This is a genomic window from Streptomyces sp. P5F9 (assembly GCF_057961495.1).
Genome location: NZ_JBXVPZ010000145.1, coordinates 1 through 20903, shown reverse-complemented (window position 1 = coordinate 20903; position 20903 = coordinate 1). Strand labels below are relative to the sequence as shown.

Here is a 20903-nt window from a genome sequence, read left to right as displayed (position 1 = left end):
CCCCAGCCCCTCGACAACAACGACGCGCTCGCGCTCATCAGCAGCAACGCGCTCACCCTCGGCCAATCCGCGCTCGCCCTGGACGAGTTGCGGGGGCTCATTGGGGCCACGCAGGTCGTCGGGGCGCTCTCGTTGCTCGCCGTCGACGGGTCGCACGAGCCGTATGCCGCGCCCGTGCATGCCGCCCGGCCGCACCGGGGGTCTACCGAAGTCGCCCGACGCATGCGGGAGTTGATCGGGGCCGCCGACCGGCCCACTCCTCCGCTCGGGCGGATTCAGGACCCGTACGGGTTCCGGTGTCTGCCGCAGATTCACGGGCCCGCGCACGACGCGGCGGACGCGTTGGAGGAGGTGCTGGCGATCGAGATCAACGCCGCCGCCGAGAACCCCTTCATCTCCGCCGAGGACATGACCGCCTACCACCACGGCGGCTTCTACCAGGCCCAACTCGTCCTCGCCCTGGACCACTTCAGGCTCGCGCTCACCCAGGTCGCCCGGCTGTCGACGTCCCGGCTCTCCTCGCTGAACGAGCCGGCGTTCACCCGGCTCAAGCCGTTCCTCGCCGACAACGAGGCCGCGTCCTCCGGGGTGATGATCCTGGAGTACGCCGCCGCGGCCGCCCTCGGCGACCTGCGCGCGTTCTCGGCTCCCGCCTCGCTCGGGCACGCTGTACTCTCCCGGGGCGTCGAGGAACAGGCCAGCTTCGCCTCGCTCGCCGCACGTCAGACACTGCGCGCCTGCCGCGCGTACCGTCTCGTCGTCGGCTGCGAACTGGTCGCGGCCGTACGGGCGTTGCGTCAGCGCGGTCTGCGGCCCGACCCGGAACTCCCGGTCGGCCGCGCGCTGGAGCTGGCCGAATCGGTGCTCGACGACGAGACGGCGGACCGGCCGCTCACGGACGATGTGACGGCGGCGGCGGGCCTGCTGGACCGGTTCACGGAGATCTGGAGGGGGAGCACGTCATGAGCGTGGACAGGAGCGTGGACAGGAGTGTGGACGGGATCGTGGAGGCGAGCGCGGATGGAGCCGCGGACAGGAGTGCGGGTGTGACCGACAGCCCGGCCGCCCGGTTGCAGGCGCTCTTCGAGGGGCACCGGCTCACGCCGACCCAGCGGCGCATCGCGCACAGCATGGTGCGCCGCGCCGCCGACGTGCCGTTCCTCTCCAGCGTCGAACTCGCCGAACTCGCCGGCGTCAGCCAGCCCTCCGTGACCCGCTTCGCGGTCGCCCTCGGCTTCGACGGCTACCCGGCGCTGCGCAGACACCTCCGCGAGGTCGCACCCGCCGAGTCGGCCCCGGACACGGCGTCGTACAACGAGTACCAGCAGGCCGTAGAGGCCGAGATCGAGAACCTGAGGCACCTCGCGGAGATACTGGCCGACCCCCGGCCGGTCGCGAAGGCGGGGCGCCTGCTCGCCGCCTCGCGCCCGCTGCCCGTGCTCGGCCTGCGCGCGGCGGCCTCCCAGGCGTACGGCTTCGCGTACTTCGCCGCCAAGGTCCATCCGGACGTACGGCTGCTCAACGAGGGCGGCACGATGATCCACGACCGGATCGACGCGGCCGTCCGGGCCGGCGCCACCACCCTCCTGTGCTTCGCGCTGCCCCGGCACCCGCGCGAGGTCGTCGACACCCTGGCGTACGCGAGGGAGGCGGGCCTGACCGTCGTCACCGTCGCGGACTCCGCGTTCGCCCCCGTCGCCAAGGTCTCCGACCTCCTGATCCCGGCCGCAGTCGGCACCGGCCTCGCCTTCGACACGGCGTGCGCGCCGATGCTGCTCGGGCGGGTGTTGTTGGAGGCGATGTGCGACGACTTGCCGGATGCGCAGGCGAGGCTTGAGGAGTTCGACGCTCGGGCGGCGGCGCGGGGGTTGTTCGTGGAGTGAGGGGCGCTGCGCCGGCGGCGGGGGTTGTCGGGTGCGGGTGCGCTGTGGCTGGTCGCGCCCCGCGGCGGAGCCGCCGATGTCACAGCCCCGCGCCTCTTGGGTATCGGTGCCCGCCGAGCTGTTGAGCGGGCCTGCCCGACCCAGCCGGAAAAACTCGTCCCCGCTGCCGTGTTCTCAGACTCGTCTCACGTTCGCTCACTAGTCTCCCGGCCGGACAGAACTGTGCCGGGACGACCAGGAGGCGGGACGTGGCACGCGGAGATCGCAGAGTCCAGGGGCTGGCCCGAGTGGCAGTCGTCGTACGGGCCGGAGCGGCCCCGATGTGGTGGTTCGGGGTGCTGGCGGCAGGTGTCGGGGTGCTGCTGCCCGGTATCACCGGGCGGCGGATCGGGGTGATGGCCGGGGCCGCGCTGTTCATCGTCGCGGCGGTCGTGGTGTCGTACACGCGGCGTAGGCGGTACACCGCGCTGGCCCGCGGTGCCGCCCGGGCCGGGAAGCACGACGTGCTCCAGGACCGCGCGGTGAGCACGCGGAACTGGCGTCGCGCCCACCGCTGGTGGCTCGTCCTCGCCCTCGCGCTCGCGCTGGCGAGTTCGTTCGCGGTGCCCGCGGCGGGCGGCATGCTGCTCGCCGGTGCCGGTACCGGGCTGCGACTGAAAGCCGCCTGGCTGGGCCGCCGTGAGCGCGCCGACGACGTCCTGCTGTGGATTCGCGTGGACTGGCTGAACGGGCGCAGCGGCGCCCCCGCCGGCAAGCCGGTCAAGGGCTACCGCTCCACCGGCATCGCCGCGGGCGACGCGACCCCGGGCGGGGCGCGCCGCCGTAGCGACGTCTTCGCGTAGCCGGGGGCCTAGACCTCCAGGTCCGTCTCGATCTTCTTCAACTGGTGCCTGGCCATGGCCAGGTTGGCCCGGTTGGAGTCCAGGACCAGGTAGAGGAAGAGACCGTTGCCGCCGCGTCCCTTGATCAGGCGGATCAGGTGGTACTGGTTCGACAGGGTGATCAGGATGTCCTCGATCTCGCCCTTCAGGCCGAGGTGCTCCATCGTGCGCAGCTTGGAGCGCACGACGTCGGTGTTCCCGGCGGCGGCGACGCCGAGGTCGAAGGTCTTGCTGCCGCCCAGCGTGCCGAGCGCCATACCGCTGGTGTAGTCGACGAGCGCGACCCCGGTCGCGCCCTCGATGGAGGTCAGCGCCTCTTTGAGGGAGGTTTCGGTGTTGGCCATGACAGTGCTCCTTTGGTTCCGTTCAGCTTTCCGTGGTGGTCCGCGCGTTGGTGCCTGTGGTGGTGCGTGGTGCGCGCGGTGTTCTCGTTCGTGCGGTGGTGGTTTTCGGGAGGGCCTTGGCGGGCGGTGCCGTGGCGGCCGGCTCGTCGGTCACTGCGGCTCTGGCCTCGGCGTCGACCAGCTCGCCGATCCGGGCCCCCGCGAGGCGGCCCTCCAGCAGCAGCCGGCCGACGTGGACGCGGTCCTGGGCGAGCACGGTCAGCACGGCGCCGCGGCCCGCCGCGTAGGTCGCGACATAGCCGTAGACCCCGCGCACGATCAGCTCGCGGAAGTCGCCCTGACCGGTCGCGTCCGCCATCCGTACGGCCACGCCGAGCGCCGTCACGGTGAGCGCGGCCACCCGTTCCGGCTCGACGCCCGGGGTGTCCTGCGCCAGGACGAGACCGTCGACGCCCGCCGCCAGCGCCCCGGTCAACTGGGGCACGCGGGCTCTCAACCGGCGCAGCTCGTCGAGGATCTCTGCCTCGGAGGCCATCGGCTCTCTCCTCTCGGCGCGTGCTCGCTGCCACTCAAAGGGCCTCCAGCGCATCTCTGAGCCTCTTCAGCAAGGTGATGTCGGGATCGGTGACGTCGGGCAGGGGATCGGCGGCGGGCGCGGGCGGCCGGGGCGAAACGAGCCCCGCCGACACCAGCCGCCGGACGTCCAGCAGCGTGGGGTACGCCCGCCGCCCCAGCGCCCGTGCGATGTCCGGCGCCGTGCGGACGCCGTCCACCCGTGCCAGCACCGCCGCCTGCCGGGCCGTGACCGGCGGCGGCGCGACGGGGTCGGCCCGCACCAGCGGCGCGCCGTCCGTCGCCGCGTCCGGCCAGACGCGGTGCAGCAGATCGCGGCGGCGCAGGGTCTCGCGCTCCAGTGCGGCCACCGGAACCGGCCGCACGGAACCGAGCGGATGCGTGACGCCGTAGCGGAAACGGCCCGGGGTGCTGCTCGGCGCGAGCACGAAGTACGCCGCGTCGTACAGCGCCCCGAGGTGGCACAGTTCCAGCGCGCCGGGGCTCAACAGGCCGCCGTCCAGCAGGAGTCGGGTCGTGGCGTGCCGGTCGTCGGTCGCCTTGGCCGCGGCCTCCCAGGCGCCGGCGCGCAGGGTGCCGTGCGCGGTGAGGAGGAGGTCGAGGCCGGGGGCGGACGGGCTCTCGGCGTGCACGACCCGGCCGTCCACGAGGTGGAGGCTGCCGCGCTCGCGGACGAGGACACCGGTGGCCTCCTCGGCGGCGAGCCGCGTCAGCATCGGCGAGACACCGCCCCAACCCCGGTCGCCGGCCGCGGACTTGGCCCGCACGGGCAGCCGGGGCGGCGGGATGGTGGGCGTGGCCCTGACCGCGGTCATCCCAGCACCAGCCGTCCGGCCATCTCGCCGAGCCGGATGCGGGCCAGCGCGAGGTTGCCCTCCGCGCGGGCCAGCCACAGGTGCAGGAACACACTGCTGTCGAACGACGTCCGCACGAACCGGAGCACGTGATAGCTGTCCCGGTTGCTGACGATCAGATCCTCCAGCGGAGGATCGTCGGCCGTCTCACCGTCCTCCCCGACGGACGCGAACGCCCGGTGCTCCGCCGCGAGCCGCGCCAACTCGGCGGCCTCGGCCGCACTGGCCTCCTGGTCACCCCCGGGCGACTCTCCTACGACGCCCAGGGCCAGCCCGCTCGTCCAGTCGACCAGCGCGGCGCCCCGGGCACCGGGCAGTCGCATGGCCTCAAGTAAGCACTCGTCGATTCCGGGCACCGTGGCTCCCCTCCCGCCTGCGGTTCGGCTGAGTGACGACGAAGCTACGCACCGTGTGGCCGAGGGGTGAGGGATCTGGCATTTTCCAGTGGAACATGCCCCCGGGTGACTAAGGTGGGTCAACTGACCCCGTTTTCACACGAGTTGCATGGGCCAGTTGAACCGTGCTCGCACGGGCGTGCGTCAACGGCTCCCGGGCGCGCGGAGGGTGGTGAGCGCGGCGGCGTGCGCCCCGCCGGATTCGGCCACGATCTCCGCCACCGTCTGCGGCTCCCGCACGGTCGCGAACGACACGCCCCCGGCGCCGTCCCGCACGAAGCCGTAAATACCCGGCCGGGCAAGGGAGTTGTAGGCGTAGTGCGCCGCGAAGTAGTACGCCCCGGTGTCCAGCGCGGCTGCGTAGTCCCCCTGCTCCAGCAAGGGCAGCGCCTGCCCCTCGGCGAGCAGATCACCCGCGAAGCACGCGGGCCCGGCGACGTCCTGCACCACGTCCGCCCCAGACTTGGGCCGCCCCTTCCCGTCGTAGGCGGCGATCCGCAGCGGCCACGACTGCGGCGCGTACACCGTCCGCGTCGCCACCTGCACCCCCGCGTGCGTGATCGCGATCGGCCGTCCCCCGGCGCTCTTCGCGTACTCGACCCGGGCCACCACCGTGCCCTGCTTGGCCAGCATCGACCGCCCGAACTCGGTCACCAGCCCGTACCGCCCGTCGAACAGCCCCGGCACCGCCTCCCTGAGCAGCCGCGCGTACTGCGCGTACGTCGGGGCCGTCACGTCCGAACCGAAGTTCACCCCCAGGCCGCCGCCGATGTCGAGGGTGTCGATCTGCCGCCGCCCGAGCCGCGCGTTGATCTCCTCCGCCAGCTGGTACGTCTCCGCGACGCCCCGTGCCAGCAGCGACAACGGGATGCCCTGCGACCCGGTGTGCGCGTGCAGCCGGGTCAGCCACGGCCGCTCCGCGAACGCCCGCACCACCCACTCCCGAGCCCCCTCGTCCCGCAGCGCCACCCCGAACTTCGAGGTAGCCGTAGCCGTGGACAGCGCGGCGATCGACCCGCCGCCGATCTGCGGATTGATCCGGATGCCGAGCGGGGAGCGACTGGTGGCCGATCGCATCAGCGCGTCGATCCGCTCCAGCTCCTGCGGGTTGTCGGCGTTCACCGCGATCCCCAGCGCCAGCGCCTCCCGCAACTCCGCCGGCGTCTTCGCGGGCGCGTCCAGCACCGTCCGCTCCGGCCGCACGCCCGCCGCCCGCGCCAGGGCCAGCTCGCCGGGGCTCGCCACCTCCGCGCCGATGCCCTCCTCGTGCAGCAGCCGCAGCACCGGCACGAGCGGACTCGCCTTCACGGCGAACGCGTGCAGCACGGGCGTCCCGGGCGCCGTCACCTCGTCGAACGCCGCGCGCAGCGCCGCCGCGGACTCCCGGATACCGGTGACGTCCAGCAGCGCGGCGATGGGGGCACCGGGCCCCAGCAGCCCCTGCTCCACGGCGGCCTGTACGGCTTCGTCCCGGCGGGCGGTGCGTTCGGCGCCCCGATCCGTGCCGGGATCGGTGCCGTCCGTGTGACCCTGGTTTCCGTCGTTCACTGAAGCCCCCGTCATGTCGTCGCCCATGGTCGGTACATCCGGCCAAACACTCAGAGCCTGCCCACAGAGACGCTCCGATGTATTGACTAGTTCTATTCACAGAGACAGGATGTGAATAGCTGTAGTAGGAAATCCGCTGAGAGAGCAGTCCGCTAGGAGGCAGACCATGTCAGGACCCCGCCCCGTACGAGCACCGCGCGGTACGGAACTGAGCGCCCTGGGATGGCAGCAGGAAGCCGCTCTGCGGATGCTGCAGAACAACCTGGACCCCGAGGTCGCCGAACACCCCGACAAGCTCGTCGTCTACGGCGGCACCGGCAAGGCCGCCCGTGACTGGCGCTCCTTCGACGCCATGGTCCGCACGCTGCGCACCCTGAAGCAGGACGAGACGATGCTCGTCCAGTCGGGCCGCCCGGTCGGCGTGATGCAGACCCACGAGTGGGCGCCGCGCGTCCTCATCGCCAACTCCAACCTCGTCGGCGACTGGGCGAACTGGGAGGAGTTCCGGCGCCTGGAGGCCCTCGGCCTCACCATGTACGGCCAGATGACCGCCGGTTCCTGGATCTACATCGGCACCCAGGGCATCCTCCAGGGCACCTACGAGACCTTCGCCGCCGTCGCCGCGAAGAAGTTCAACGGCACCCTCGCCGGCACCATCACCCTCACCGCCGGCCTCGGCGGCATGGGCGGCGCCCAGCCCCTCGCGGTCACGATGAACGACGGCGTCGCGATCTGCGTCGACGTCGACCCGCGCGCCATCGAACGCCGCATCGAGCACCGCTACCTCGACGTCAGGGCCGACAACCTGCGCCATGCGTTGGAGCTGGCTGTCGAGGCCCGTGACGCCCGCCGCCCGCTCTCCATCGGCCTCCTCGGCAACGCCGCCGAACTGTTCCCGCAGATGCTCGCCGAGGGCGCCCCCATCGACATCGTGACCGACCAGACCTCGGCCCACGACCCGCTGGCCTACCTGCCGATCGGCATCGCCTTCGAGGACATGGCCGACGCCGCCGCCAAGGACCCGGCGGGCTTCACCGCCCGCGCCCGCGAGTCCATGGCCAAGCACGTCGAGGCGATGGTCGGCTTCATGGACGCCGGCGCCGAGGTCTTCGACTACGGCAACTCGATCCGCGGCGAGGCCCAACTCGCCGGGTACGAGCGGGCGTTCGCCTTCCCCGGCTTCGTCCCCGCCTACATCCGCCCCCTGTTCTCCGAGGGCAAGGGCCCCTTCCGCTGGGCAGCCCTGTCCGGCGAGGCCTCCGACATCCACAAGACGGACAAGGCGATCCTCGACCTCTTCCCGGAGAACGAGTCCCTGCACCGCTGGATCAAGATGGCGGGTGAACGCGTCCACTTCCAGGGCCTGCCCGCCCGCATCTGCTGGCTCGGCTACGGCGAGCGCGACAAGGCCGGCGAGCGCTTCAACGACATGGTGGCCTCCGGCGAGCTGGCCGCCCCGCTGGTCATCGGCCGCGACCACCTGGACTCCGGCTCCGTCGCCTCCCCGTACCGCGAGACCGAGGCCATGCTCGACGGCTCCGACGCGATCGCCGACTGGCCGCTGCTGAACGCGATGGTCAACGTCGCCTCCGGCGCCTCCTGGGTCTCCATCCACCACGGCGGCGGTGTCGGCATGGGCCGCTCCATCCACGCGGGCCAGGTCACGGTCGCCGACGGCACGGCTCTCGCCGGCGAGAAGATCCGCCGCGTCCTGACCAACGACCCCGGCATGGGCGTCATCCGGCACGTGGACGCGGGCTACGACATCGCGGAGCGGGTCGCGGACGAGCGGGGCGTGCGGGTGCCGATGCGCGAGGGTGGAGACGCGTGACCTTCCACAGCATGTGGGCGGAGTTGCTGCCGATCGGCCGTAACTCCGCCTCCGGCGGCTACCGCCGCTACGCCTGGACCGGCGCCGACGCCGAGTGCCGGGCCTGGTTCGAGGAGCAGGCCAAGTCCCGCGGCCTGACCTACGAGCTCGACCGCAACGGCAACCAGTGGGCGTGGCTCGGTGACCCCGCCGCCGGGGACGCTGTCGTCACCGGGTCGCATCTCGACTCGGTGCCCGATGGCGGGGCCTTCGACGGGCCCCTCGGGGTCGTGTCGTCCTTCGCCGCACTCGACGAACTGCGGGGCAGGGGCGTGGAGTTCACCAGGCCGCTCGCCATCGTGAACTTCGGTGACGAGGAGGGGGCCCGCTTCGGGCTCGCCTGTGTCGGGTCGCGGCTGACCGCCGGGCAGCTCACCGTCGAGCAGGCGCACCGGCTGACCGACGGCGACGGGGTCACACTGCCCCAGGCCATGGCGGCCGCCGGTTACGACGCCGACGCCATCGGTCCCGACCCCGAACGGCTCGCCCGCATCGGCGCGTTCGTCGAACTGCATGTCGAACAGGGCCGCGCGCTGGACCTCTCCGGCGACCGGGTCGGCATCGCCGGCGCCATCTGGCCGCACGGGCGGTGGCGGTTCGACTTCCGGGGTGAGGCCAATCACGCCGGTACGACGAGGCTGGTGGACCGGCGGGACCCCATGCTGTCGTACGCCGAGACCGTGCTCGCCGCCCGCCGCGAGGCCCAACTCGCGGGCGCGGTGGCCACGTTCGGGAAGATCGCCGTGGAACCGAACGGCGTCAACGCCATCCCCTCCCTGGTGCGCGGCTGGCTCGACTCCCGCGCCGCCGACCAGCAGACCCTCGACACCGTGGTCACCGGCGTGGAGAAGGCGGCCCGCGAGTACGCGGAGGCGCACGGCATCGACCTCGACATCGTCCGGGAGTCCTTCACCCCGGTCGTCGAGTTCGACCACGCCCTGCGCGACGAACTCGCCCGGGTCCTGGGGAAGGACACGGAGCTGACCGTCCCCGTCCTCGGCACCGGTGCCGGACACGACGCCGGAATCCTCTCCGGGAGCATCCCGACCGCCATGCTGTTCGTGCGCAACCCCACGGGCGTCTCGCACTCCCCGGCCGAGTTCGCGGCCGAGGACGACTGCGTGGCCGGGGTGACCGCACTCGCCGACGTACTGGAAGGGCTGGCCTGCAGGTGACGCACCCCACCACGCGGACGTACTGGCTGGAACACGCCTGGCTCGACACCAACGTCGAGCCGGGCGTCGCCCTGGAGGTGAAGGACGGCCGGATCGCCGCCGTCCGCACGGGAGTCGACACCCCGCCCCCGGGTGCCGAGATCCTCCGGGGCCTCACCCTCCCCGGCCTCGCCAACGCCCACAGCCACGCCTTCCACCGCGCCCTGCGCGGCACCGTCCAGGTCGGCTCCGGCACCTTCTGGACCTGGCGGGAGCTCATGTACTCCTTCGCCGACCAGCTGACCCCGGACACCTACCACGCACTCGCCCGCGCGGTGTACGCGGAGATGGCGCTGGCCGGGATCACGGCGGTCGGCGAGTTCCACTACGTGCACCACGCCCACGGCGGCACCCCGTACGCCGACCCCAACGCCATGGGCGAGGCCCTCGTCGCCGCCGCCTCCGAAGCCGGTATCCGCATCACCCTCCTCGACACCGCCTACTTCTCCTCCGGCTTCGGACAGCCCCCCAACCGCCACCAGCTCCGCTTCTCCGACGGAAGCGCGGACGCCTGGGCGGAACGCTGTTCACTTATCAAGGAACGGGATCACGCGAGGATCGGTGCCGCCATCCACTCCGTACGGGCCGTGCCCGCAAGGGAGTTGGCGACCGTGGCCCGCTGGGCCGAGGAGCGCCGGGCCCCGCTCCACGTCCACCTCTCCGAGCAGACGGCGGAGAACGACGCCTGCCGCACGGCCCACGACTGCACGCCGACCCAACTCCTCGCCGACCACGGGGTGCTGGGCCCGCGCACCACCGGCGTCCACAACACGCACCTCACGGACGAGGACATCGAGCTGCTGGGGCGCTCGGGCACCGGCACCTGCATGTGCCCGACGACGGAACGGGACCTGGCCGACGGCATCGGCCCGGCGGTCGCCCTCCAGCGCGCCGGCTCACCTCTCTCCCTGGGCTCGGACAGTCACGCAGTGATCGACCTGCTCGAAGAGGCCCGCGCGATGGAGCTGAACGAACGCCTGCGCACCCGCACGCGAGGCCACTGGACGGCGGCGGCGCTGCTCCGCGCGGCCTCGGCCGACGGCCACGCGGCGCTGGGCTGGGACGAAGCGGGCACCCTCGAACCGGGCGCCCTCGCCGACTTCACGACGATCGCGCTCGACTCGGTCAGAACAGCGGGGCCGGTGCCCAGGCTCGGCGCCGAGACGGCCGTTTTCGCGGCGACGGCAGCGGACGTACGGCACACGGTCGTGGGCGGCCGGCACGTCGTACGCGACGGGGCGCACGCGCTCGTACCGGACGTACCGCAGGCGCTCGCGGCAGCCGTCGAAGCCCTGCGCGCGTAGAGCCGATCGCCACCCCACGCACCCACGAGGCCACGACTCCCCGCACCCACGAGGACACGATGAGCAGCACCAGCACCACCACCGTCATCACCAACATCGCCACGCTGGTCACCAACGACCCCTCCCTCGGTGACAGATCTCCCCTCGGTCTGATCCAGGACGCGGCCGTCGTCATCGACGGCGACCGCATCGCGTGGACCGGTGAATCAAGCAAAGCACCCGCCACTGACAACCGGGTCGACGCCGGTGGACGGGCTGTCCTGCCCGGCTTCGTGGACTCCCACTCGCACCTCGTCTTCGCCGGCGACCGCACGCACGAGTTCAACGCGAGGATGTCCGGGCGGGCGTACAGCGCGGGTGGCATCCGTACGACGGTCGCGGCGACGCGCGCGGCGAGCGACGCGGAACTGGAGGCGAACCTCACCCGTTACCTGACCGAGGCCCTCCGCCAGGGCACCACCACCTTCGAGACGAAGTCGGGCTACGGCCTGACAGTCGCCGACGAGTCCCGCGCCCTCCGCATCGCCGCAGCGCACACGGACGAGGTGACGTACCTCGGCGCGCACATCGTCTCGCCGGACTACGCCGACGACCCCGCCGCGTACGTGTCACTGGTCACCGGCGAGATGCTCAACGCCTGTGCCCCGCACGCCCGTTGGATCGACGTGTTCTGCGAGAAGGGCGCGTTCGACGGCGACCAGGCGCGCGCGATCCTCACGGCGGGGCGGGCGAAGGGCCTGCACCCACGCATCCACGCCAACCAGCTCTCCTACGGCCCCGGCGTCCAACTCGCCGTAGAACTGGACGCGGCGAGCGCCGACCACTGCACGCACCTCACGGACGCGGACGTGGACGCGCTGGCGAGCGGCGCGACGGTCGCCACCTTGCTCCCCGGCGCCGAGTTCTCGACCCGCGCGGAATGGCCGGACGCGCGCCGCCTGTTGGACGCGGGCGTCACGGTCGCGTTGTCGACGGACTGCAACCCGGGTTCGTCCTTCACGTCCTCCGTCCCCTTCTGCATCGCGCTGGCGGTACGGGACATGGGGATGACGCCGGACGAGGCGGTGTGGGCGGCCACGGCGGGCGGCGCGGCGGCACTCCGACGGGACGACGTGGGGCGGATCGCGGCCGGTGCGCGGGCCGACCTGATCCTGCTGGACGCGCCGAGCCATGTGCATCTGGCGTATCGGCCGGGGGTGCCGTTGGTGACTGAGGTGTGGCGGCGGGGGACGCGGGCGGTCGCTGGAAGCTGGGGGTAGATCTAACCACTGCGATGCGCTGTCACTGGTTAGAAAAGACCACAGCGTCCAGAGGGTGGGGGCCCGGTAACTCTGCTCTAACTCTGCTCTGATCACGAGGTGTTGGGGCTCCCGGCGCACAACGCGTGGTCGATCAGGGCGCTGGCCGCGTTCTCCTGGGCGAGGATGTGGTCCAGGGTGTCGCCGCGGGCCTCGGACATGGAGACGACGGCGCTTCGACTGCCGTTGTCGGTGACGCCGTTGAGGGTGATGTAGCCGCCGTCCCCGCCCTCGTGGCTCCAGTAGGTTCCTCCGCAGCTCAGGGGGCGTTCGGCCAGGCCGAGTCCGTAGCGGCCGCCGGGCCAGAGCTGTTGGACCTCCGCGCTCACGGGGACGGTCCGCTTCATCTCGGCGAGTTGCCGCGGCGGCAGCAGGCGGCCGGCGAGCAGCGCGCGGAGGAAGGTGTTCTCGTCGCGGGTGGTCGTGACGTAGGAGAGGTTCTCGTAGTCCACCGGTATCTGCTCGGTGACGTCCACCAAGGAATCGGGCCCGAAGAGTTGATAGGCCTTCGCGTGCGGACGGGGCAGGGCGGACGAAGTACCGCCCCAGCGGGTCTGGTTGAGGCCGAGCGGACGGAGAACACGGTCGTCGATCTCCTGGCGGGCGGGTCGGCCGGTGGCCTTCCGGATGACGGCGTCGAGCAGGACGTAACCAGTGTTGGAGTAGCTCCAGCCGTCGCCCGGTGGGAAGTCCGGCGCGTGGGCCATGGCGCGGGCGATCAACTGCTCGGGGCGGTAGACGTCGTAGCGCTGCTGGTAGTACTCCTCCGGTGTGGTGTATCCGGGGAGGTCGTCGTGGATTCCGCTGGTGTGCTGGAGCAGTTGGCGGATGGTGATGCGGGTGCCGTCGTTGCCGTTGCCCCGCACCACGCCCGGCAGCCAGTGGTCGACCGTGTCGTCCAGCGACAGCCTGCCCTCGGCCGCCAGTTGCAGCACCACGGTGGCGACCAGCGTCTTGGACGTGCTGGCCATACGGAAGTACCCGTCGGAACGGACCGGGCGGCCGGTGTCCAGGTCGGCGGTACCGCTGGCGGCGACGGACTCCCTGCCGTTCGGCGCGACCGCGCGGGCCTGCACTCCGGTGACACCGAGGGCGTGGATCGCCTTGGTGTCCTGACGCAGCTGCTCCGCGGGGGAGGGGCCGGGGGGCAGCTGGGCTACGGCGGTGCCTGCCTCGGCGGCTAGCAGGATGGCGATGCCGAGGGCCAGGGCGAGGGGTTTGCGCAGGGCCGGAGTCATGGCTGAACGCTAGGTTCGGCCGTTGGCGGGGTGCGATCCGGTGAGCCTCAGGATCGGGGTGGGGGATAGCCCCCGGCGCGGGTTTGTTCAGGTGTGGGATCGGGCTGACTTGATGCCGCGTATGAGGTGGTTCAGCGGGGCGCGGGTGGTGGTGAGTTGGGTGTTGGGGGTTTCGCTTTCGCGGAGGTGGAGGGTGGTTGGTGAGGTGGCGGCCAGTTCGATGCAGGTGTTGCCTTCACCGCCGTCGGAGAAGGTGGACTTCTGCCAGTGCCTGGGCTGGGGCATGTGGGTCCTCAGGGTTCCTGCTGCCGGGCGCCGTTGATCAGGCGGTTGGGTGGAACGGGTGCCCGGACTTCAGGCTGCGTATGAGGTGGGTCAACGGGGTGGTGCTGGTGGTGAGTTCGGTGTCTGGGGTGTCGCTCTCGCGGAGGTGGAGAGTGGTGGGTGAGGTGGCGGCGAGTTCTACGCAGGTGTTGCCGTCCCCGCCTTCAGAGAAGGAGGACTTCTGCCACTGGGCGGCCTGGGTCATGCTGACGCCTCACAGTTCCTTTGCGATTTGGTGGATGAAGTCCCGGGATGCGGCCGGGCCAAGTGCTGTCTTCTCCACTTTATGGAACAGCTGGCGGAAGCGTTCAAGCTGGGATCCGGTGTCCACGAAGGCCGTGCCGTGGGGTGAGTCCCGTAGAACCGTGTCCAGTTGAGCGATCGGTCCGCCGATGTACATCATCGCGCTGCTCGCGCCGGCGAATCCGTCCGTGTCGAACGGGATGACGCGTACTGTTGCCTGCTCCTCCTCGATGTTCCGGAGGACTTCGAGGAGTTGGGCCCGGGCGACCTGGCGGTCGGCGACGCGGATCCGCAGCGCCGACTCGTGGACGACTGTCTCGTACGTGGCTGAGTCGTCGCCATCAAGAGCTGCTCTGCGCTGCATGCGGTGCTCGACGCGTGGGGCGAGTTCGCTCGGAGGCAGCTCCGGGACCATGTATCCGAAGACGGCGCGGGCGTAGTCCGGGGTCTGCATCAGCCCCGGTACATGGGTGATTACGACTTCCCGCAAGAAGGTCGCGTGGTGTTCCAACTCGGCTACGTCGAGGAAGACCGGCGGCAGCACACCTCGGTACTCCTCCCACCAACCCCGGGTCCGATCGGCCGCCATGGCCACCAAGGCTTCGACCAGTGACTCGTCCGCGCAGGCGCAGTGCGCTGCCAGCCTGCGCAGACGCTCCTCGCTGATGCCGGAACTGCCTGCCTCGATCTGGCTCATGTGCGTCGAACTCGAATTCAGCAGGCCTGCAACTTCCTTGGCCGACAACCCGGCTGCCTCCCGCAACCTGCGCAGTTCGGCACCCAGGCGCACCTGGCGTGCGGTGGGTTGGTTCCGCATGGTCATTCCGGTAACTGCCTCTCTGGGGCGCCTCGTTCGGGTGTCAGATTACGCGAACGGCTTGCCTCGGTTGGAATTACTACCCTACCTTCAGTGATGCGACGCACACGCTGCGGAAGCGCACCGCTTCGTCCTGCCATGACGGCTGCGGCAATGCCACCGCCCACGCTCATCACCCAACTCACCCCGCCCGGAGCTGCCGCATGCCCGAAAACGAGCCCGAACCCTGGGAGTACTCCCTCTCCGTCCCGCACGATCGCCGTGCCGTCACTGTCTGCCGCCGCACCCTGCGCCTCGTCCTCACCGCGCACGGCCTCATCCGGGTCGTGGACACCGCCGAACTCCTCGCGACAGAGCTGGTGGCCAACGCCGTACTGCACACCAAGGGGCCGGTGATGCTCCGCGTGAGCTGGTCGGCGGGGGTGCTGCGCGTCGGGGCGTGGGACGCGGACCCGGAACCTCCTGAGCCGCCGGGGCAGTTGGGGGATCTGTTGGATGCCGAGGCGGGGAGAGGGCTCGCGCTGGTGCGGGCCTGCGCCGACCTCTGGGGCTGGCAGCCGTTGTCGAGGAACGGTCGGCGCGGCAAGTACGTGTGGTGCCAACTGGAGGTGGCGTAGTGGTCAGCTCGTCGCACGAAGCGCTGCACCGGATCTTCCAGAAGGATCCCGCGCTTCTGACCCGCGCCTTGCAGAGCGTGTTACGCATCCCCTTCCCCGAACCGCGTGAGTTCGCCGCCATGAACGTGGACCTCACCGAGATCGAACCGGTCGAGAGGCGCGTGGACACGCTGCTCCGGGCGGAGACCGACGAAGGGGACTACCTCCTGGTCGTCGAATCGCAGGGCGATATCGACAAGAGGAAACGCGGCAGCTGGCCGTACTACCTCAGCTACCTGCACGAGAAGTACCACTGCGAGCCCGTACTCATCGTCATCACTCAGAGCCACGCCACAGTACGTTGGGCCGCGGAGCCCATTCATCTCGGGGTACGCGGATGCCCCTCGCTGACGGTGCGCCCGTTCGTCCTCGGTCCGGACAACGTGCCGGTGATCGTGGACGAGCGGGAGGCCGAACGGGACGTACCACTTGCGGTGCTTTCGGCGATGACGCATGGCAAGGGGCCGAGAGCCGCCGTCATACTGGAGTCCCTGGCTGCCGCCCTGCGGACCATCGACCCGGACAGTGCCGCGGTCTTCGTGCAGTTCGTCGACTCATGCCTGGCAGACCGCCAGGCCCAGCAGATGTGGAGGGACCTGATGACGGCGATCCAGTACTTCTGGCGGCACCCGCTGGCGGAGCAGGTGCGAGACGAAGGCAGGGAAGAAGGCCGGGAAGAGGGCAGGGAAGAAGGGCGCGTCGAAGGGTGGTCGGCGGCCATTCTGCGTACTTTCCAACGGCGTCAGATCGACGTCCCCACCGACGTCCGCGACCGCATCCTCGCCTCCACCGACCTGGACGAACTCGGTACCTGGTTCGACCGCTCCCACGAGGTCGCCGACGCACGGGAGTTGTTCACCGAGGGGTCTTGAAGCGGAGGGCCGATCCGCCGGGCCTCAGCTCGCCGCCCGCCCGGCGGACGCCCGCTCCATCGCCCCGTCCAGATGCGCAATGACAGCCCCCACGTCACCACTCTCCGTACCCCGGATCAGCTCCAGCGCCGGTCGGACGAGAAGGCCCGGCCGGGCGATCAATCGCGCCAGTACCGCCGCCCGCACGTCAAGCCGCTCGATGGTGGCCGCGCGTTCCGTCTCGCTCTGCCCGGCCAGCAGCACGGCGTTGTACCAGGCCTCCTGCCGGGACTGGACGACGCTGAAGTCCAGGATCTCCTCATCGGTGCGGCCCCCGACCCGGTCCAGCAGGGACAGGAGAGGTGACACGGCGCCCACCGAGTCCTCCAGCACCAGCACCACCCCCGCGAGGATGTCGTTGACCAGCAGGAAGTCGTGCTGGAGTGCGTGGATGTCCTCGCCGGGGCTCGTCCGCGCGGCGGCCACGGCCAGGTCGAGGTTGATGTGCGCGTTCACGCCGAGGACCAGGTGCTGGACGATGGCGGTGTCGGAGTCCTCCAGCAGCCCGAACGTCTCGCGCCAGCAGCGCGGCCCGCTCCGGTCGCGGCGCCAGGCGTCGTACGCGGCGAAGTAGCGGTTGCCGAAGAGCGTGTCGAAACGGTCCATCCGGGGGCCGTCCTCGAACTGCCCGGCGTGGATGCCTTTGCGGATCTCCACCGTCACCTGCCGGTACAGCGCCGCGAAGTACCCGACCCGGTCACCCGCACCGGTCGCCTCCCGCACGATCCCCGCAAGCCCGTCCACGACCTCGTCGATGTTCTGTGCCGTCGTCATGCCAGTGGTGCCCACCATGCCCAACTCCCGTCCCGCAGTGGCCCGTTCGGCCCGCGCCCCGGCCGCTGTCCGCGCACTGCCGGTCCCCGTCCTACCACCGCGCCCCGCTAACCGAGCCCGTTTCCTCAACCTCCCGTCAGCGATACGGCGATGCGATGAGCCGTCGTAGCGAGGCACGGGCAGGCGGACCCCACGTAGACTTGCCCCCGGGGCGCCCGTGGTCGCCGGCATGGCCGATGTGGAGGCCGCCGAGGGCCCGCAGCACCGCACAGCCCCGGGCGCGGCGCAGAGTCGCGGCGTCGGGAGCGGGACGGTAGGCCTCGTGGAACAGATCCGCCGCGCCGTCCGGCAGCAGGATCCACGCGGCGGCGAGGTCGTAGGCGGGGTCACCGGCGCAGAGGTCGCCGAAGTCGATCACGCCGGACAACGTGCCGTTCGTCGTCAGGACGTTGGCCGGATGCAGGTCGCCGTGGAGCCACAGCGGCGGGCCCGACCACGCAGGTGCTGCTACGGCGTCCTCCCAGACCGCGCGGACGGCGTCCGGGTCGGGGATCAGGCCCAGCTCGGTGGCCGAGGCGAGCCCGTTCGCGAAGCCTTCGGCGTGGTCGGCGAGCGGACCCCCGCGGCCCTGTCCCTCCGGCGCCCCCTCGGGCGCGGGGCGGTGCAGAGCGGTCAGGAAGTCCGCCAGCGCTACGGCCGCCTCCGCGCCGCGCGTCGCGGGGGCGCGGTCGGCCGGCTCACCCGGTACCCAGGTGGTGACGAGCCAGGGGCGCGGAAACCGTTCGGAGGGCTCACCCAGGCGCTGCGGGACCGGGACCGGCAGCGGAAGGCGCGGGGCGAGACCGGGCAGCCAGGCGTGTTCCTTGCGCAGCAGCGCGTCCGCGGACTCCGTCGCCCACGGCAACCGGACGGCGAGGTCGTGCCCGAGCCGCCACACCTGGTTGTCCCAGCCGAGCGCGCCGAGCTTCAAGGGGCGATCCGCCAGGTCGGGGTACTGCTCGCGCAACAGATCCCGGATCAGGTCCTCGGTGATGTCCATCTCGGTGACTGTCATACGGAGCAACGGTAGTTGGCCTCCGTTTCACCCCGCCCGTCTCCGCCTCACCCCGCCCGCCACCGCTGCCCCGAACCGCAGGTTCTCCCCGTGGCTCCCGTCCACCGAATCGCACTCCCAGATGCCGACGCCCTTGGCCACGGACCCCCGGCTGTCCAGGAACAGGTCGGAGTCGGCGGACGACTACCAGCCAGTTTGTCGGGTGACCATAGTGGTGGAAGGCGACCGGCGGGAAAGAGGTTTCTGTGGGTAACCCCGGGGGTGGAACGGGGGCGTCCGGGAACGCCTGAGCGCGGCGCACACACGCGCGCCGCGCTCAGTACAGGCGATACAGGCGATACGGGCAATACAGGAGTACGGCCAGGGGAGTTCCTACTCCTCGACCGTGAGTCCCTTCCGCAGCCGCACCAATGTCCGCGACAGCAGCCGCGACACATGCATCTGCGAGATGCCCAGCTCGTCGCCGATCTCCGACTGCGTCATGTTGGCGACGAAGCGCAGGGAGAGGATCTGCCGGTCCCGGGACGGGAGTTCGGCGATCAGCGGCTTCAACGACTCGACGTACTCGATGCCTTCGAGCCCGTGGTCCTCGTAGCCGATGCGGTCCGCGAGGGCGCCCTCGGAGTCGTCCTCCTCGGGTTGCGCGTCAAGTGAGCTGGCCGTGTAGGCATTTGACGCTGCCATGCCCTCGACGACCTCGTCGCGGGAGAGCTTCAGGCGCTCGGCCAACTCGGCCACGGTGGGGGCGCGGTCGAGTTGCTGGGCCAGTTCGTCGCCGGCCTTGGCCAGGTCGAGCCGGAGTTCCTGCAGCCGGCGCGGGACGCGCACGGACCACGAGGTGTCGCGGAAGAAGCGCTTGATCTCACCGACGATGGTTGGCATCGCGAAAGTGGGGAACTCGACACCGCGACTGAGTTCGAAGCGGTCGATCGCCTTGATCAGGCCGATGGTGCCGACCTGGATGATGTCCTCCATCGGTTCGCTGCGCGAGCGGAACCGGGAGGCGGCGAACTTGACCAGCGCGAGGTTGAGTTCGACGAGGGTGTTGCGGACGTACGAGTATTCGTGCGTGCCTTCTTCGAGCGATTCGAGCCGCTCGAAGAGGGTCTTGGAGAGCGCCCGTGCGTCTACGGCGCCGACCTCGTCGTACGGGGGGATCTCGGGGAGCCCCTCGATGGCATTGGGATCCAGTTGTGCCGGTGGGGGTGTCGACGTCGCTTTCGGGGTAGGCGATGCGTCGAGCCGGGGTGACATGGTGTCCTCCATCGTTCTCGGCATATGGCTGCCGAAGCCGGTGCGTGCACTGCGGAGTGCGGCGCCTCCAAAGCCGGTCGTGTCGGTCGGTCGGTCGTTTCGACAGTCGGGGCGAGCGCCGGTCGGTGGCCGGACTTGTCCGTCGTATCGAATGTCCAAATACTTGTCTCTACTAGCCCTACCCGCTTTCCGGAGCCCGCCGCAAGTGCGCTGTGTACCCATATGTTCATTTATGGGCGGTTGTTCGGGTGTCAGAGAGTGTGAGGAAGGCGTAGTGTTCCAGGGCGAACGTCAACAGCCACGACCTCGGGAGAGAGAGACGGCATGGACCGCGGGACGGTCGGCAGCGCACAGTCTGGCCGGCTTCTGGTCGAGGTGCGGAAAGAGGGCCTCAGCGCTGTCGTGACGCCGGCGGGTGAGTTGGATCACCACACCGCCGATCTGTTGCGGGAACCGCTGGAGGACCTGCTCACCCACGGGTACGCACGGCTCGTCGTGGACTGCTCAGGGCTGGAGTTCTGCGACTCCACGGGCCTGAACGTACTGCTCGGCGCGCGCCTGAAGGCGGAGGCCGCAGGTGGCGGAGTGCACCTCGCGGCGATGAAGCCCGCGGTGGCGCGCGTGTTCGAGATCACCGGGGCGGAAGCGGTCTTCACCGTCCATGACACCCTCGGGACCGCCCTCGCCGACGAGTCCGGCTGACCCCGTTCTCCCCGTGCGACCGGCGGATTCCCCGTGCCTCGCCTTCCGTGCCGAGTAAGGGGTGTTTTGCCGGTTCGCTCGGGCAGGAGAACATCTGAACCTGTCGAGACCCCGAGCGACGAAATCGCTCCTGATCCACGTACTGACTCTTGAAGTACTGACTCTTGAACACGTACCGACTCTTGAATCGTGAACCGGTGAATCGGTGAGGTGAAGCGCTGATGAGCACCACCCGGCCCTACCCGCCGGGCGACCGCCCGGAGCCCGGTGGCGCTGCGGAGGCGCCCGCCGGAGGCGCTTCTGTGCCGTCCGCCGGGGACGACGCCGAACCGGCCGTGGGCCGGAGCACCCGCAGGCTCAGTTTCGCGGGCGAGAGCGGGGTCGTACCGCTGGCCCGCGACTTCGCCCGCCAGGCCCTGTACGCCTGGGGATGGCTGCCGGCCGAGGGTGCCGACCGGCGCGCCGCCGCCGAGGACGTGCTCCTTGTCGTCTCCGAACTGGTCACCAACGCCTGTCTGCACGCCGAGGGCCCGGACGAGATGTGGATCACCTGCGAGAACAAGGTGATCAGGGTCGAGGTCTCCGACCGCGGCACGGGCCAGCCCGCTCCCAGAACCCCGCACCGCGCGGGCCGCCCCGGCGGCCACGGCATGTTCATCGTGCAGCGGCTCTGCCTGGACTGGGGGGTCGTCCGCGCCCCGGGAGTCACCGGCAAGACGGTATGGGCGGAGCTGGGCGCCCCCGCCTAGCCCGCCCCGGCCTAGCC

Annotated in this window: 23 protein-coding genes; 11 read left to right on the top strand and 12 right to left on the bottom strand. The window is 70.8% G+C overall.

The features are described from left to right. From AC31A1_RS23280 to AC31A1_RS23270, 3 genes are all read left to right on the top strand, one after another. Positions 1–966: aromatic amino acid lyase (locus AC31A1_RS23280; protein ID WP_489655168.1), on the top strand; the 966-nt coding region annotated here is incomplete at its 5' end. Beyond that, entirely contained in the window at positions 963–1883 is a 921-nt protein-coding gene (locus AC31A1_RS23275) for a MurR/RpiR family transcriptional regulator (protein ID WP_489655167.1), read from the top strand. The genes AC31A1_RS23280 and AC31A1_RS23275, both read left to right, overlap by 4 nt. 248 nt (positions 1884–2131) lie before the next feature. Beyond that, positions 2132–2725 carry a hypothetical protein gene (locus AC31A1_RS23270; protein ID WP_489655166.1) on the top strand — a complete coding sequence of 198 codons (594 nt, stop codon included), beginning with the start codon at positions 2132–2134 and terminating at the stop codon, positions 2723–2725. A gap of 8 nt (positions 2726–2733) precedes the next feature. On the opposite strand, the gene AC31A1_RS23265 is transcribed toward AC31A1_RS23270, so the two are convergent. From AC31A1_RS23265 to AC31A1_RS23245, 5 genes are all read right to left on the bottom strand, one after another. Further along, a complete protein-coding gene (locus tag AC31A1_RS23265; RefSeq protein ID WP_489655165.1) occupies positions 2734–3108 on the bottom strand; it encodes a roadblock/LC7 domain-containing protein in 375 nt (124 codons plus the stop codon). Between the two features lie 22 nt (positions 3109–3130). Continuing rightward, complete coding sequence (locus AC31A1_RS23260; protein ID WP_489655164.1) at positions 3131–3643, bottom strand: roadblock/LC7 domain-containing protein; 513 nt, start codon at positions 3641–3643, stop codon at positions 3131–3133. Positions 3644–3677: 34 nt separating this feature from the next. Then, positions 3678–4496 carry a transcriptional regulator gene (locus AC31A1_RS23255; protein WP_489655163.1) on the bottom strand — a complete coding sequence of 273 codons (819 nt, stop codon included), beginning with the start codon at positions 4494–4496 and terminating at the stop codon, positions 3678–3680. Beyond that, positions 4493–4891, bottom strand: a complete 399-nt coding sequence (locus tag AC31A1_RS23250) for a hypothetical protein (protein ID WP_393751916.1) — start codon at positions 4889–4891, stop codon at positions 4493–4495. Before AC31A1_RS23250 ends, AC31A1_RS23255 begins: the two co-directional genes overlap by 4 nt. Positions 4892–5074: 183 nt before the next feature. Then, positions 5075–6505, bottom strand: a complete 1431-nt coding sequence (locus tag AC31A1_RS23245) for a type III PLP-dependent enzyme domain-containing protein (RefSeq protein ID WP_489655162.1) — start codon at positions 6503–6505, stop codon at positions 5075–5077. Positions 6506–6644: 139 nt separating this feature from the next. Between AC31A1_RS23245 and hutU the strand changes: the two genes are divergently transcribed. Genes hutU through hutI form a run of 4 tightly spaced genes read left to right on the top strand, consistent with a single transcriptional unit; the run spans position 6645 to position 12125 of the window. Continuing rightward, positions 6645–8309 carry a urocanate hydratase gene (gene hutU, locus AC31A1_RS23240; RefSeq protein ID WP_489655161.1) on the top strand — a complete coding sequence of 555 codons (1665 nt, stop codon included), beginning with the start codon at positions 6645–6647 and terminating at the stop codon, positions 8307–8309. Next, entirely contained in the window at positions 8306–9523 is a 1218-nt protein-coding gene (locus AC31A1_RS23235; protein WP_489655160.1) for an allantoate amidohydrolase, read from the top strand. Before hutU ends, AC31A1_RS23235 begins: the two co-directional genes overlap by 4 nt. Then, complete coding sequence (locus tag AC31A1_RS23230) at positions 9520–10866, top strand: formimidoylglutamate deiminase (RefSeq protein ID WP_489655159.1); 1347 nt, start codon at positions 9520–9522, stop codon at positions 10864–10866. The genes AC31A1_RS23235 and AC31A1_RS23230 overlap by 4 nt, the downstream gene beginning before the upstream one ends. 59 nt (positions 10867–10925) lie before the next feature. Continuing rightward, the gene (gene hutI, locus AC31A1_RS23225) at positions 10926–12125 is read left to right on the top strand and encodes an imidazolonepropionase (RefSeq protein WP_489655158.1); all 1200 of its coding nucleotides are present in this window, start codon (positions 10926–10928) and stop codon (positions 12123–12125) included. A 92-nt stretch (positions 12126–12217) separates the two neighbouring features. Here the strand turns inward: hutI and AC31A1_RS23220 are convergent, their stop codons facing one another. The 4 genes from AC31A1_RS23220 to AC31A1_RS23205 form a co-directional block, all read right to left on the bottom strand. Continuing rightward, complete coding sequence (locus tag AC31A1_RS23220; RefSeq protein ID WP_489655157.1) at positions 12218–13402, bottom strand: serine hydrolase domain-containing protein; 1185 nt, start codon at positions 13400–13402, stop codon at positions 12218–12220. Positions 13403–13489: 87 nt separating this feature from the next. Beyond that, positions 13490–13687 (bottom strand): DUF397 domain-containing protein, encoded by a 198-nt coding sequence (locus AC31A1_RS23215; RefSeq protein ID WP_489655156.1) that lies wholly within the window; start codon positions 13685–13687, stop codon positions 13490–13492. A gap of 37 nt (positions 13688–13724) precedes the next feature. Then, the gene (locus AC31A1_RS23210; protein ID WP_489655155.1) at positions 13725–13931 is read right to left on the bottom strand and encodes a DUF397 domain-containing protein; all 207 of its coding nucleotides are present in this window, start codon (positions 13929–13931) and stop codon (positions 13725–13727) included. Positions 13932–13940: 9 nt separating this feature from the next. Beyond that, entirely contained in the window at positions 13941–14792 is an 852-nt protein-coding gene (locus AC31A1_RS23205; RefSeq protein WP_489655154.1) for a helix-turn-helix domain-containing protein, read from the bottom strand. A gap of 197 nt (positions 14793–14989) precedes the next feature. Between AC31A1_RS23205 and AC31A1_RS23200 the strand changes: the two genes are divergently transcribed. Both AC31A1_RS23200 and AC31A1_RS23195 read left to right on the top strand, forming a co-directional pair. Further along, on the top strand, positions 14990–15403 hold the full coding sequence (locus AC31A1_RS23200; RefSeq protein ID WP_489655153.1) for an ATP-binding protein: 414 nt from the start codon (positions 14990–14992) through the stop codon (positions 15401–15403). Then, positions 15403–16314 carry a hypothetical protein gene (locus tag AC31A1_RS23195; RefSeq protein WP_489655152.1) on the top strand — a complete coding sequence of 304 codons (912 nt, stop codon included), beginning with the start codon at positions 15403–15405 and terminating at the stop codon, positions 16312–16314. Before AC31A1_RS23200 ends, AC31A1_RS23195 begins: the two co-directional genes overlap by 1 nt. 24 nt (positions 16315–16338) lie before the next feature. Here AC31A1_RS23195 and AC31A1_RS23190 read toward each other — a convergent pair whose 3' ends face one another. The 3 genes from AC31A1_RS23190 to AC31A1_RS23180 all read right to left on the bottom strand — a co-directional run bounded on the left by AC31A1_RS23190 (position 16339) and on the right by AC31A1_RS23180 (position 19435). Next, positions 16339–17145, bottom strand: coding sequence for a DUF5995 family protein (locus AC31A1_RS23190; protein WP_489655151.1), 807 nt, complete (start codon positions 17143–17145; stop codon positions 16339–16341). Between the two features lie 118 nt (positions 17146–17263). Further along, complete coding sequence (locus AC31A1_RS23185; protein WP_489655150.1) at positions 17264–18181, bottom strand: aminoglycoside phosphotransferase family protein; 918 nt, start codon at positions 18179–18181, stop codon at positions 17264–17266. 372 nt (positions 18182–18553) lie between these two features. Further along, positions 18554–19435, bottom strand: coding sequence for an RNA polymerase sigma factor SigF (locus tag AC31A1_RS23180; RefSeq protein WP_489655169.1), 882 nt, complete (start codon positions 19433–19435; stop codon positions 18554–18556). Positions 19436–19759: 324 nt separating this feature from the next. Between AC31A1_RS23180 and AC31A1_RS23175 the strand changes: the two genes are divergently transcribed. After that, positions 19760–20137, top strand: a complete 378-nt coding sequence (locus AC31A1_RS23175; RefSeq protein ID WP_489655149.1) for an STAS domain-containing protein — start codon at positions 19760–19762, stop codon at positions 20135–20137. Positions 20138–20358: 221 nt separating this feature from the next. Then, on the top strand, positions 20359–20886 hold the full coding sequence (locus AC31A1_RS23170) for an ATP-binding protein (RefSeq protein ID WP_489655148.1): 528 nt from the start codon (positions 20359–20361) through the stop codon (positions 20884–20886). The last annotated feature ends 17 nt before the right edge of the window (positions 20887–20903 follow it).

Bases quoted from the DNA above. Each gene is read 5' to 3' on its own strand.
- AC31A1_RS23255 (WP_489655163.1), bottom strand. From the start codon at position 4,496: ATGACCGCGGTCAGGGCCACGCCCACCATCCCGCCGCCCCGGCTGCCC.
- AC31A1_RS23245 (WP_489655162.1), bottom strand. From the start codon at position 6,505: ATGGGCGACGACATGACGGGGGCTTCAGTGAACGACGGAAACCAGGGT.
- AC31A1_RS23200 (WP_489655153.1), top strand. From the start codon at position 14,990: ATGCCCGAAAACGAGCCCGAACCCTGGGAGTACTCCCTCTCCGTCCCG.
- AC31A1_RS23215 (WP_489655156.1), bottom strand. From the start codon at position 13,687: ATGCCCCAGCCCAGGCACTGGCAGAAGTCCACCTTCTCCGACGGCGGT.
- AC31A1_RS23170 (WP_489655148.1), top strand. From the start codon at position 20,359: ATGAGCACCACCCGGCCCTACCCGCCGGGCGACCGCCCGGAGCCCGGT.
- AC31A1_RS23275 (WP_489655167.1), top strand. From the start codon at position 963: ATGAGCGTGGACAGGAGCGTGGACAGGAGTGTGGACGGGATCGTGGAG.
- AC31A1_RS23265 (WP_489655165.1), bottom strand. From the start codon at position 3,108: ATGGCCAACACCGAAACCTCCCTCAAAGAGGCGCTGACCTCCATCGAG.
- hutU (WP_489655161.1), top strand. From the start codon at position 6,645: ATGTCAGGACCCCGCCCCGTACGAGCACCGCGCGGTACGGAACTGAGC.
- AC31A1_RS23190 (WP_489655151.1), bottom strand. From the start codon at position 17,145: ATGGTGGGCACCACTGGCATGACGACGGCACAGAACATCGACGAGGTC.
- AC31A1_RS23175 (WP_489655149.1), top strand. From the start codon at position 19,760: ATGGACCGCGGGACGGTCGGCAGCGCACAGTCTGGCCGGCTTCTGGTC.
- AC31A1_RS23210 (WP_489655155.1), bottom strand. From the start codon at position 13,931: ATGACCCAGGCCGCCCAGTGGCAGAAGTCCTCCTTCTCTGAAGGCGGG.
- AC31A1_RS23205 (WP_489655154.1), bottom strand. From the start codon at position 14,792: ATGACCATGCGGAACCAACCCACCGCACGCCAGGTGCGCCTGGGTGCC.
- AC31A1_RS23185 (WP_489655150.1), bottom strand. From the start codon at position 18,181: ATGACAGTCACCGAGATGGACATCACCGAGGACCTGATCCGGGATCTG.
- AC31A1_RS23260 (WP_489655164.1), bottom strand. From the start codon at position 3,643: ATGGCCTCCGAGGCAGAGATCCTCGACGAGCTGCGCCGGTTGAGAGCC.
- AC31A1_RS23220 (WP_489655157.1), bottom strand. From the start codon at position 13,402: ATGACTCCGGCCCTGCGCAAACCCCTCGCCCTGGCCCTCGGCATCGCC.
- AC31A1_RS23180 (WP_489655169.1), bottom strand. From the start codon at position 19,435: ATGTCACCCCGGCTCGACGCATCGCCTACCCCGAAAGCGACGTCGACA.
- hutI (WP_489655158.1), top strand. From the start codon at position 10,926: ATGAGCAGCACCAGCACCACCACCGTCATCACCAACATCGCCACGCTG.